This is a genomic window from Halioglobus sp. D3-4 (assembly GCF_055809315.1).
This window is the reverse complement of record NZ_CM147907.1, coordinates 1,545,498-1,556,995: the sequence shown is the minus strand read 5'-3', so window position 1 is coordinate 1,556,995 and position 11,498 is coordinate 1,545,498. Positions and strand designations below refer to the sequence as shown.

The window sequence follows — 11,498 nt, the reverse complement described above, 5'->3', positions numbered from 1 at the left end:
AGTTCAATAAAAATTCAAATGATGTAAAAATAATTACAATGAACTGGAACGATATTCACTACTTCCTCGTCCTGGCGCGCTCAGGTTCACTCAGTGCGGCGGCCAGAACATTGGGCGTCACCCACGTTACGGTCGGCAACCGTATCTCTGAACTGGAAGCCCTGCGGGGCGTTCGCCTGTTTCACCGACGCCAGAATGGCTGCCGTCTCACTGCTGCCGGAGAGCGCCTGTTTGCCGAGGGTGAGGCCGTAGAAAAGGCCTGCCTCTTTTTCGAGCGGCAGATGATAGGTTTGTCCGATGTGCCCGAAGGGCTGCTGACAGTATCGGTACCGGAAACCACATTGGTAGATCTCTCACAGTCTCTGGCTGCGTTCATGCGCGCTTATCCCGGCATTACCCTCAATGTGCTCGCCACCTCCAAACACGTGGACGTAAACGAACTACAGGCTGATGTTGTCCTGCGTATTACTGATAACCCCCCAGAGCTACTCGTCGGGCGGCGGCTAACGGATATCTCGCTTTATGCCTATGGCACCAAGCAATATTTGATGGAGCTGGGAGGGGATATCAATTCGGCACAGTGGGTGGTTTGGGAGCCCGAGCCCGGAGCAGCTATGGCCTATGGTTTTTTGCACAACCTCAATCCGAACGCACAGATAGCCATGCGCACTAATAGCAATAGTCAGCTGCTGGCAATGGTTAGGGAAAACGGCATGCTGGGCCTGTTGGCGCCCAAAACAGCGCGACTTTACCCGGAACTGGAAACGGCGTTGGACAGCCCATTGGTCACCTTTGGATTATGGATGCTTACCCACGGTGATCTACGCAATGCCGCCAGGGTGCGCTGCTTCATGTCGTTTATGAAAGACCGGAACTGGAGCCTTTGATACGCAACACTTAAAGACGCGGTGACACTGTTGAGCAATATCGGCATTCAATCAGGTCGCTATATCGCCCAGTTTACGCCGCATGCCAGCTTTGATTTCAGGTCAGTGGCTACGCGTTTCTGCGTGCGGTTTGCTTCAATTGCCTACGGCTTGCCATTAAAGTAACATTGATGTTACTTTAAGCGAATGGATTCTTATAATAATTAGCAAAGGCCGGCTCGCGCATATGACAGCTCAGCCAAATTCCGCTAGATCACAGGTCGAGAGCAAACGTATCTCGCGACGTCCGGGCAGGCCTGCAAGCCAGGCGGTCTCAGGAGAGCAGTTTAAAGAATTGATTCTGGAAGCTACCGCCAAGGTGTATTCCGAGCGCGGCTATCACGGCACCAGCGTGCAGCATATTCTCAAGGCTGCCGGGGTATCCCGCCCGACGTTTTACCGGTACTACTCGGGCCGATATGAGGTGCTTGATGCCGCTATTGGCCGGGTGAATGAAAGTTTGCGTGACTTGATTGTGTCTGCGGTAGCAGGTACCGACGATGTTGAATTGATTTTGGAGCGAGTTGTCGACGCCTATTTTACCTGGGGTGACAACATAGGTTCGATGGCTGGCCCTATCTATCAGGAGATACATGATCCGGCCTCACCAGCCAGTGCACATCGCGCACATAATTTGAGTGCACTGTTGAAGCTGTTTACTCAACGAGCTAGCGAGGGCTTGCCAGTGACTAGCGAGCCACTGCTTTATGAAGCAGCGATACAGGTGGTTGAGCATCTCGGGCATACCACTTTCTGGCCAAAGAAACTTCCACCTGAAGACTCACGCAGGCGCAAGGCTGTCATCTTGCAAGCACTGCGCGGGATGTTGCTTTTAAAGGAGACTACCTGATGCCTCAAGCTACCGTGACTCAATGGCTCGCATCCGCACTGCTGCTCGGCATATTGCTTGTATCAGGGTGCTCCAACTCCTCCGATTCGCCTGGGGATTTTAGTGCGCAATGGTCGCAGGTGGTAGCGAATGCCTGTGTAGTTGCCTCAACGACACAAACGGATGTTTGTAAAGCACAGTGTCAACGACTTGGTGATATATCGATGCAGGCGGCTTGCAGTACAGTATGTGTCGATAGCCAGTCAACGGTGCAATCCCAGTGTGAGGGCGCGTCAGTGTCACCTCCCTCCGCATGTGAAACACCCGCCTGCGTGGCCGGGGTCAGTGCATGTCTGGAACAAGCCTCTGTCGTGTTTGCTGATTGTAGAACTGAATGCGGGCCGGGGAATACTTACTGCGAAAATCGGTGTCTTACTGAGCGAGCCAGTTCCGAGGCCGGGTGTGGCTTTGTGCCGGTGAATGTTGCGCCGGGCAGTGTGGCGCTACCGATGCTTCCAAGCGGTGCCCCCGCTGTGTTATCCGCAGCACTGGATGATGCAGAGTTAGCAGTTGTCGAAGCTGCGGATGAGCGCGCTGCGACCCATCGACAGCGAGAGGTACGCCTCGTGGTCGGGGAGCCTGACGCCGAGATATCGATTACCCAGGTTGAACATGCGTTTCGTTTTGGTGTACCGCTTGATAGCCGCGAATTTGAGGAAGGGGATGGTCGTCTTGAGTTCTATGGCGATATCGCGCGTAAACACACGACTCTTTTGGTCGCCGAAACCAGTTTGAAATGGCGCAATACAGAGCGTGAGGCGGGGAACCTCACCTTCGACCTCGCCGACTTCGAATTGGCGTGGGCCGAGTCCCTGGGCTTCGACGTTAAGGCGCACGTTCTGTTGTGGGGTAATGAGCCGCCGTTGGCTTCCGGTAGTGGAACGCCGGATTGGCTGCGCGAACAGTTTCCTGAGACCGATTTGAGCCCCGCAGAAAAAGAAGTCCTGCGCGGCCTGATCAAGTCGCATATTCAGGCTTTGATCTCCAGATACAGCGGTCGCATAGATGTTTGGGAAGTCACCAATGAGATGTTGAATCCGCTCACCAGTTGGTTCGTGGATCGATTGGGCCCGACGGTTGTGGACGACGCGTTTCGTTGGGCGCGAGAGGCAGATCCGGGTGTCGAGCTGGTTTACAATGAGTGGATCAACGATATCTTCACCGGCCTGGGAGGGCCAGATGCTATTGCCGTGCGTGATCGCGTGATCGCGCTGCTGGATGCGGGTGTACAGGTTGATGCGCTCGGGCAACAGGGGCATTTCGCCCCGGGTCTGGTCAATGTCGGAGTCGACGAAGGGCTTGATCAGCGCACTCGGGTCGATGACTACAGCGCAGCACTGGAAACACTTGCCGAAGCAGGGTTGCCGATTCATATCACGGAAGTGACCTTTGCCGCGCCTGATAATCCCGAACTGCGTGCTGCACAGGCAGAGGCCATTATGCGAATCTGGTGGGGGCACCCGCAAGTTGAAGAGATCATTTTCTGGAATTTCTGGAATCCACTCGGCCCTCGCAGCCGACTCAATCTTGGTCTGTATGATGAGGATGGCAATCTCACCCGGCACGGAGAGGCGATATTTTCCTTGTTGAATGACCGCTGGCGCACACGATTGGTTTCCCACCTCGATGGGGATGGCGCAATCACTTTCAGCGGGACTCTTGGCCAGTATATTGCGCAGTGGACGACATCGAATGGCCCCGCCCATATTCGGTTCGATGTGCCCAAGGGCGCTGGTACATTGACGGTGGTGGCCGTTCAATAATGCAACGCAGTTATGGGGGACTCAGAGCCCTTTTACTGCAGAAACTACGCCCGATTCGCCTTTAAAGGGCTCTGACCCCTTAAACGCCCTGCGAGATTTTGCGATAAGGACAAGACCGAACATCAGCAATGAGGCTGTGGCAGGTACCGAAACACGGCCCATATCACCGACGGCCACCAGTGTAGCGGTTCCTGTATATCGCAACCCAGTGAGTTGAGCCGTAGAACTCAAATATTCGGTCGCGGTACCAGTGGCGATAGTCCCTGATTCAATAAAGTCGAATGAGGCACCGCTGTTATAAAGAGCCAACAGACCGTCACGGACATCTTCTGCCGTTGGCGTCGATTGGACGGGAAATCCTCCCGGATGAAAAATCTTGAAATTTTCATAGGCGTGATTCAGTGAGTAGCTGTATCCAGTTAATTGTGTGGACTGGAAAGGGTCCTCGTGGTTAGTTTCGGTCCGTCCTCTACTGACACCGACCCGACTGTCCGCTAGAAATACCTCGCTAATAGCGAACGATAAATCACCGGTTACTTCCCCGCCCGCATAGTAAGACATTACTTCTGGAGTAAAAGGGCTTTGCAGCGTACCCGCGAAACTTGATCGAATGCCAATTTGATAATCTGAAACCTCAATATCTGTGTCCTGAATATTCAACACCAAATCGACTAGAAAGTTACGACCAGTAAAGGATGGATCCACCATCCAGTTTGTGTCTCTGTATCCCCCCAGGCCATCGTGCGTTTGCCTGGTCTGCACATCGACACTAAACGTAACAGGCACAGTTAACGCCTGTGAACTCGCGGCACACAGCGCGAACAGACAGAAAATGTAACGAAGTGATTCGCGCACGGCTCGATTGGTTTTACACCTCATAAGAACACTCCATAGAAACACTCTCGTGTTAAAATCAGAGAAGCTAAAAGTCAGAGCAACTGCCTAATTATTAGTATAACTTCCCTTTTCTACATCCATCAGCCATTGATCCACTCTAGGTTAACCGGTCTGGTAATACAAGTTGGAGGTCTGTATTACATGGTTCGTGTGTAGGAAATGGGGTTATTCGCTCACGGGCTTGCGAATACCCCCTCCGAAACCTGCATTGGGTTCGGTGTGGCTTAGGTTCGGCGCCAGATACCACGATAGCGACCGGCGTTGTCGTATAAGATTTCGATATGACAGTGCCTGAACAGAAGCTGGTTTACGCGTATTATTGCCGTGGTATGGCTAGATTGGGGAGTCTTTGTAAGGAACCGATATGAAACAATCTCAAAAGTTCTGGGACCGCAAAGCCGAAGGATATGCAAAGAGTCAGATTTCAGACGAAGAGTTCTATCAGAAGAAGCTCAAGCAAACTCAAGCTGTCCTTTCTCCGAATATGCGAATTTTGGAGTTTGGCTGTGGGACGGGCACAACAGCCGTCCATCACGCACCGCATGTACAGCACATTGATGCGATCGATATTTCACAGAACATGCTGGATATTGGTCGCGGGAGGGCTGCTGCGTCAAACATTAGTAACATTACATTTACTCGTGCAACGCTGGTTGAGTTCAATGCAGAAACCGCCAGTTTGGACGCTGTGCTGGGTCTAAATATCATTCACTTGCTACCAGACTGGCGGTCTGAGCTTGCAGAGGTAGCCAGAATTCTCAAGCCTGGTGGCGTTTTTGTCAGCAGTACCGCTTGCCTGGGAGGCTCGTACTTCCGTTTTATTAAACTGCTTTCACCACTGGGAAAACTGCTCGGGATAATGCCCGATTTGATTGTGCTGTCAGAATCCGAGTTGGCCGACGAGATCAGAAACTCTGGCTTTTCAATCGAAACCCAATGGCATCATGGCCTGAAGGGCATTAGCGTTTTTATCATAGCGCGTAAAGTTGAACGGCGGTAAGCCTGGGTAGCGCTATGCGAAATTGAAGAACACTGAGGCGTATTTTTCACAGGTAAAAGTCTACGGTGTGGGAAGTCAGTTAGTGCCAAAGAGAGCGCAGCTTTCCAAGGTTATTCATTCCTGAGAGATCAAGGGGTCAGAGATCAAGGGGTCAGAGTACTTGATCGCAATGGCTATGGGCTACCCAATTCCGGCTTCGGGTGAATGTAGAGGAGAGTGAGTGTGGCAAAGTATCTATTTATCTACCACGGTGGGGGCATGCCAGACAGTCCCGAAGAGGGCCAGAAAGCGATGGAGGCGTGGGGTCGCTGGTTCGAATCGCTGGGTGCCGCCATAATCGACGGGGGAAACCCCATCGGTGGCTCGACAACCGTGCTCAGCGACGGCTCTGTTGCTAGTGATGGAGGAAGCAATCCAACTACTGGCTACGGCTTGTTCGAAGCAGATTCGCTGGAAGATGCTATCGTGATGGCAAAAGGGTGCCCAATTCTCGCTTCAGGCGGAAGTGTAGAACTGGGAGAGACGTTTGACCCCTGAAAACTGTGAGGCGGAGCGAGGTTGACCAAGTCGCCGCACCCTTGATCAAGCAGTCTGACCCCTTGATCATGAGACTAGAACAGGGCCTGATTGAGCCCCACAGATGCAATTGCTCAATGCGCCGACGCTGGACGGGGAAGATCATCCGAGTGACGCGGTATAGATCGCTTCTCGATATCGGTTACATATGCGTATGACTGGCCGTCGCGGGTCTGGGTTTTCTTAAACTTTCTTGACAGCTAAATCCGTTAAGGTTGTGGCGGATAGGCGCGTTGAATGTCTATTGACAGCATCCAGTCGCCGCGTTCAGCGGTATTATGGCAAGCGGTGCATTTGTCGGGTTTTCCCCAGGCGGAGAAGAATGGGGCCGAATCAGATTCAGTATAGTCAGCCATATACCAGAACCATGCTCCGCCCTGACAAGAGCCATTGATCTGGTATTCGCTGGGACAGTAGCCGCCTTCCAATTTGGCCGCGACAAATACTTCAGCACCTTGATCGATGTCTGGCTCTCCCGGCTCACCATCGATGGGGTCATAGCCCGCCTTATACAGTATGGTTCCCTCCGGCAGCGGTTTCATCGGCTGCGAAGGGTCCAACGCGGCGTGAAACGCATCCTCGCCGGTGGGTGAGACATAGGTTTCCAGGAATCGCGTATGCCAAAAGAACGCGTTCCAGTGCAGTTCTCCGGTTGGGATCGTCGACCAGTTGTCATCTGGTGATGAATTGGTGATGAAACACTGTATTTGTTGCGCGCAGGCGCAATCGTCAGCCGCGCATTCTGTGGCAGTGGGCAGTGCCACATTACTGTCACAACTGGTATCAACACTGCAAAAACTATCGTCAGCCACGACGACCATGCACAACAGCAACAGCGCAATAGCTACCGCCAGTGTGGCAGACCGTTTCCAGTGGGGGGTTCCTACAATTACTGTACTTGGCATTTTCAATTGACCGCTTTGTCAGTCTGGAGACTGATCCAGTTCGTAAATGTCGTTCATCACGCTGAGCCAGATAAACGATCCATCAATACCGGTTGCCCAGTGGCAGTTCATACAACTGTCAGTGAGTGACTGGCCGCCATCAGTATCATTTGCGATGTTGTATCCTTCAATGACCGCGTTTCGCACGTGCGCCGGGAGTTGGGTGTAGCATGCTGTGCCGTCAGCCGGTTCTGACACTCGCCAGGCGCCATTGGGGTTACAGGGACGATCGTATGCGTCGGTGCCGGGCATGTCGGGTTTTGCCCACTGGGCACCCACCAGGAAATAGTTCTGCAGTACTGAATCATGAGCCGCCAGCACACCCTGAAACATGTCATTCATATCAGCCAGTGCTGGAATGGGCTCCAGTCGCGTCAACTGGTTTGGCGATCCCAGATAGGCTACCTCCATCAGAATGTTCGCGCAGCAGGTATAGTCCGCCTCTGCGGGAGATGCGGCTACTGCAACGGAATAGCAGTCGTCTGGCACTGTTGCCGCGCAGCTTTGGGAGTAGAAGCTATACGAGGTGTCATCATCATCGCTTACATCTACCGGCGGGGTATTTTTAACATGCTCAAAGGTAGCCCAGATCCACTTCGGGCTGTTGTCTACCTTGCGTGCAATGTGCAGGCCTACCAGCCCGAGGATCTCTTCGCTGCAGTCTGATTCATCCTCATCGTACACTTTGGCCGTACGACACACGTAGCTATCGCATTCGCTGTCATCGCTGAGCACTCGCCAGGCGGTTTTGAGTTCCGCCGAGCCGTAACCTGTTGTGCTGTCGGCATTGGTCGGAAAGCTAACCTTGGCTGTACTGCTTGAAGGCCCCGCGAAACCATAGGCCTTGGGCTCGGCAAAACCATTCTCGCGGATATATTCGAACTGGTCTTGGTTGATGGTCACGGTGTAAACGACAGTTTCGCCATTCTGATCGGCAATCACGGAGGTGTTTTTTAGAAATGCCGGGGACTTCTGGTACACAATTTGATTCATTGAAGGTGCAGCACTGCTGGCGTTTTCCACAATGGGTGATCCGCAAGAGCCGGTGTCAGGCACCGGGTCTTCCCAACGGACTGAACCAGCATCCCACTCCGTGTTCGTCGGTTGGAATAGCTCGTAGGTGGCCTTGAAAGTGTCGAGTACGCTCAGTTTCTGCGTTGCATCCAACTGCGCCGTGGTATCAGGAATACCGCGACATCCGGGCTCTGCAGGCCAGTTGTACGCAATGAAGGTTTCCCATGCAAAACACTCCATCATGCGCTGCCCATCTGCCGTGTTCATATAAGCGGGGTCTTGAAAAATACCAGCTGGTGCCACTGGATTGAGTGGCGCTTCCGTCAAGCAAAACTCTGAAGGAGGTGCAGGTGGCGGCATCGCAGCGTCGCATGTCGCTCCAACTGTGTCTGGATCACTCTTATTACTGCAACCGGCACTGGAAATAGCTATGGCTGCCAACAGAATCGAAGATCTAATTATTGTAGTCATCCTAAAAGCCTAGCGAAATCATGGGCTGTGCGAAAGAGTGTCGCTGACACTATCTTGTGTAATATTTCGGAATTACGGTCAATCAAGGAGTTTGCTTATTTGATCCTACTGAAGCGACCAGGAAAGACCAAGGGGTCAGAGTACTTGATCCGCTAAGAGCTAAGACCAAGGGGTCAGAGTACTTGATCCGCTAAGAGCTAAAGATCAAGTACTCTGACCCCTTGGTTTTCTTGGTTTTGCGATGAGAACAGCGGCAATTGGAACGAGCGGTTCAAATAATCGCTGTTGATCGCGTATTATTTGAAGATGCGGTCGTCGCTTTCACAGTGGTCAAGCCAGGCGGACACTAGAATATGGATAGACCGGTTTTAGTGGTGAACATCTCCAGCACCTTAATGCCGAGCAATGAGTTGCCGTGACGGTTTAACTCCGGACTCCAGACCGCAATGCTCAGTTGTCCGGGAACGATCGCGACGATACCGCCACCCACGCCACTTTTTCCCGGCAGGCCAACCAGATAGGCAAATGCCCCGGCCTCGTCATAGAACCCGCAAGTGAGCATGATGGCGTTGACACGCTTGGTCTGGCTTGGGCTGAGGATGCGGTCGTTCGAAGAGGGTACAACACCGTTATTCGCCAGGAAAAGAAAAGATCGGGCCAAACCGGCACAACTCATCGTTATCGCACATTGGTGGCAGTACACATCGAGTATGGCTTCATCGCTATGGCGGATGTTGTCACGGGCTCGCATAAAATTGATCAGCGCACGATTGTTAAAGCCAGTATCTTGCTCGGATTGGGCCACTACCTCGTCATAGTCAATTTGTGAACAGCGCAGCCGGTCGACAAAGGCAAGCATTTCGTCGTTCGGTTGCTCCAGGTCATCCAACAAGGCATCCACGACAACCAGCGCGCCGGCATTGATAAAGGGATTGCGCGGGATGCCATTTTCGTACTCCAGCTGGACCAGTGAATTGAAGGGGTTGCCTGAGGGCTCGACACCCACGCGTTGCCAGAGTTTGTCGCCTTTGGTTTGTATACCCAGGGTCAGGTTGAACACCTTGGAAATGCTCTGGATGGAAAACTTCTCCTGTGCATCTCCCACCGCGAAACACTCGCCGTTAATGGTTTCTATAGCGATACCCAGTTTTCTGGGGTTAACTGATTTTAGAGCTGGTATGTAATCGGCCACCTTGCCCTGGCCGGACAGTGGCAGCACTTCTTGATAAATGTCTTCGATGACGGACTGAAAATCCATTCGCGGCCTTATGCGTTAGAGTGGTTAGACCCCATGATCAGGGTGCTGCTGTCTGTGCTCTCCACTGGTTCGGCGCCCAGGCGATGATGGCATCGGCGTCCTCCTGCAACAGGAAATCTGCGGTTACCGCTTCATTTGTTGCTGCTGTTACTGCAGAGACAAAGCCTGCTTCATCGCTGTAGAGGCTGGCCATTTGTGCTGCGCTAAACAATGCTGTGGTGCCGAACAGGCGGCAGAAGCTGTTTCCCACATTCGGTTCACCACGCAAAACGGCCGATGGTGCATCCACATACGGGGTTCTTATACCGCCCAGTGCATTGCCCAGATCGTCATACAGGTAGTCGGAACCATCATCGTTTTCCTGCAGGCGAGGGGACTGAGGCGGCAATGTGCCGTTGGCCACCCAATCGTTCAGTGCGCGCACCGCCCGGTTGAATACGTAGTGTTGTGGCCCGTTGTTCATCGGTTTGTCGCAGGTGATGAAACCGAGTACGGAGTTCTCTTCAACTACGGACGCAAAGACAGGGTCGCCAACCGTGTCGTCGCGGCCTGAGACAAATGTATAGTAGTCGCCGTGTGCCGTGCCGGCTACCTCCCATGTTCTGATCATATCTGTATCGGGTTGACGCGCTTCCAGATACTCAAGAAAAACGACATCAGTCTCCGTTTCAAAGGTCATCACCGGTGCGTTCAGGTCGGTGCGAATTTTCGGTGACTCGGGTGTCGGGATGGATACCAGAGGGTCCTGCGCCAGTGGTGAACTGCCATCGCCTCTGCTGTGAATCATATACCCGTCGTAGGCGTTGTAGAGTGGGTGGAGGGCATTGACATACGTGACAAGGCGGCCGGCAGACTGTGATTCGCCATAGGCAATGATGTGTTCTGCCTCCAGGCCATCCAGTGGATCGATACCTGACGGGTTGCGAATAGCCTGAGCGACCTGGCTGAACATATCATAGGAGAAGCTGTCGCCCGGATGCATCAACGAGCCGTAGCGCGCCGGGTCCACAGCCTTGAGGTAGAGGGGTAGCAGTCCTCCGGAGCTTCCCTCAATACCGACAATCTGCGCCGATACGCCAACCCATACCGAACCGCCGCGGCGCATCTCCAGTTGCCCTGTACCCCAACTCGGCGGTGTTTCAAAGCCGGCAGTGACGTTCAACCACTCCACCAGTACATTGCCGTTGAAGTCGGCGGGATCGATAGGGCGATACACCACGATGCGTGTCTTGTAGGCGGCCTGTTCGCCTGGCTCGACTGTCCACATGCCATCCTGACCCAACTCACTGACATTGGTGAATGCCGACGCGGTACCTTCCAAAAAGTACTCTGCCTGCTCATACCCGACACTGCCCAGATCAAAATTCTGTGACAGCAGGTTGATTGAGCCAACATCCGGCGGCATCGACATCACGGGGTTGGGAATCGGTAGGTATTGCGACCCCGAGTCGTGATTGGAGTCGCTGGTGTTGGAACACGCCTGCAAGGTCAGGATGGAGGCGAGCACTAATAACAGAGGCAGGGTATGAGGTCGTTTGCGAGCCATGGTGATAGATCCTGTTAGAGTTTTATCCGCAGATACTACCCAGTAGTAGGAGCTGTTGTCGAGAGTCGGTACAGAGCTCCCGGTAAAATTGGGTCGATGGGTAAGACTCCTCACACCAGACGCCTGTTTCGCAATCACCCTCAGTGGGCAGGAAAAACGGATTCTCATCATCTGGGGCATTAGCGCCCTCGAGCGTCCGTACTCAGTTCCTGAT

Annotated in this window: 10 protein-coding genes; 5 read left to right on the top strand and 5 right to left on the bottom strand. The window is 53.2% G+C overall.

From position 1 onward, the window contains the following. Positions 1-38: 38 nt before the first annotated feature. The 3 genes from AC0L6S_RS06770 to AC0L6S_RS06760 all read left to right on the top strand — a co-directional run bounded on the left by AC0L6S_RS06770 (position 39) and on the right by AC0L6S_RS06760 (position 3,578). Complete coding sequence (locus AC0L6S_RS06770; protein ID WP_473427661.1) at positions 39-887, top strand: LysR family transcriptional regulator; 849 nt, start codon at positions 39-41, stop codon at positions 885-887. Positions 888-1,113: 226 nt separating this feature from the next. Beyond that, on the top strand, positions 1,114-1,776 hold the full coding sequence (locus AC0L6S_RS06765; RefSeq protein ID WP_473427660.1) for a TetR/AcrR family transcriptional regulator: 663 nt from the start codon (positions 1,114-1,116) through the stop codon (positions 1,774-1,776). Between the two features lie 449 nt (positions 1,777-2,225). Next, entirely contained in the window at positions 2,226-3,578 is a 1,353-nt protein-coding gene (locus AC0L6S_RS06760) for an endo-1,4-beta-xylanase (RefSeq protein WP_473427659.1), read from the top strand. A gap of 21 nt (positions 3,579-3,599) precedes the next feature. Here the strand turns inward: AC0L6S_RS06760 and AC0L6S_RS06755 are convergent, their stop codons facing one another. After that, a complete protein-coding gene (locus AC0L6S_RS06755; RefSeq protein ID WP_473427658.1) occupies positions 3,600-4,457 on the bottom strand; it encodes a hypothetical protein in 858 nt (285 codons plus the stop codon). Between the two features lie 382 nt (positions 4,458-4,839). On the opposite strand from AC0L6S_RS06755, the gene AC0L6S_RS06750 reads away from it, so the two are divergent. Together AC0L6S_RS06750 and AC0L6S_RS06745 are read left to right on the top strand one after the other, a co-directional pair. Beyond that, a complete protein-coding gene (locus AC0L6S_RS06750) occupies positions 4,840-5,475 on the top strand; it encodes a class I SAM-dependent methyltransferase (protein ID WP_473427657.1) in 636 nt (211 codons plus the stop codon). A 222-nt stretch (positions 5,476-5,697) separates the two neighbouring features. After that, positions 5,698-6,012 carry a YciI family protein gene (locus AC0L6S_RS06745; protein ID WP_473427656.1) on the top strand — a complete coding sequence of 105 codons (315 nt, stop codon included), beginning with the start codon at positions 5,698-5,700 and terminating at the stop codon, positions 6,010-6,012. 248 nt (positions 6,013-6,260) lie between these two features. Here AC0L6S_RS06745 and AC0L6S_RS06740 read toward each other — a convergent pair whose 3' ends face one another. The 4 genes from AC0L6S_RS06740 to AC0L6S_RS06725 all read right to left on the bottom strand — a co-directional run bounded on the left by AC0L6S_RS06740 (position 6,261) and on the right by AC0L6S_RS06725 (position 11,284). Next, positions 6,261-6,956: a hypothetical protein gene (locus tag AC0L6S_RS06740; protein ID WP_473427655.1), complete on the bottom strand. Its 696-nt coding sequence runs from the start codon at positions 6,954-6,956 to the stop codon at positions 6,261-6,263. An 18-nt stretch (positions 6,957-6,974) separates the two neighbouring features. Continuing rightward, positions 6,975-8,276: a hypothetical protein gene (locus tag AC0L6S_RS06735; RefSeq protein WP_473427654.1), complete on the bottom strand. Its 1,302-nt coding sequence runs from the start codon at positions 8,274-8,276 to the stop codon at positions 6,975-6,977. A gap of 550 nt (positions 8,277-8,826) precedes the next feature. Beyond that, complete coding sequence (locus AC0L6S_RS06730) at positions 8,827-9,738, bottom strand: glutaminase (RefSeq protein WP_473427653.1); 912 nt, start codon at positions 9,736-9,738, stop codon at positions 8,827-8,829. Positions 9,739-9,775: 37 nt separating this feature from the next. Further along, entirely contained in the window at positions 9,776-11,284 is a 1,509-nt protein-coding gene (locus AC0L6S_RS06725; RefSeq protein WP_473427652.1) for an alpha/beta hydrolase domain-containing protein, read from the bottom strand. Between the last annotated feature and the right edge of the window lie 214 nt (positions 11,285-11,498).

Bases quoted from the DNA above. Each gene is read 5' to 3' on its own strand.
- AC0L6S_RS06770 (WP_473427661.1), top strand. From the start codon at position 39: ATGAACTGGAACGATATTCACTACTTCCTCGTCCTGGCGCGCTCAGGT.
- AC0L6S_RS06765 (WP_473427660.1), top strand. From the start codon at position 1,114: ATGACAGCTCAGCCAAATTCCGCTAGATCACAGGTCGAGAGCAAACGT.
- AC0L6S_RS06755 (WP_473427658.1), bottom strand. From the start codon at position 4,457: ATGAGGTGTAAAACCAATCGAGCCGTGCGCGAATCACTTCGTTACATT.
- AC0L6S_RS06750 (WP_473427657.1), top strand. From the start codon at position 4,840: ATGAAACAATCTCAAAAGTTCTGGGACCGCAAAGCCGAAGGATATGCA.
- AC0L6S_RS06740 (WP_473427655.1), bottom strand. From the start codon at position 6,956: ATGCCAAGTACAGTAATTGTAGGAACCCCCCACTGGAAACGGTCTGCC.
- AC0L6S_RS06735 (WP_473427654.1), bottom strand. From the start codon at position 8,276: ATGAACACGGCAGATGGGCAGCGCATGATGGAGTGTTTTGCATGGGAA.
- AC0L6S_RS06730 (WP_473427653.1), bottom strand. From the start codon at position 9,738: ATGGATTTTCAGTCCGTCATCGAAGACATTTATCAAGAAGTGCTGCCA.
- AC0L6S_RS06725 (WP_473427652.1), bottom strand. From the start codon at position 11,284: ATGGCTCGCAAACGACCTCATACCCTGCCTCTGTTATTAGTGCTCGCC.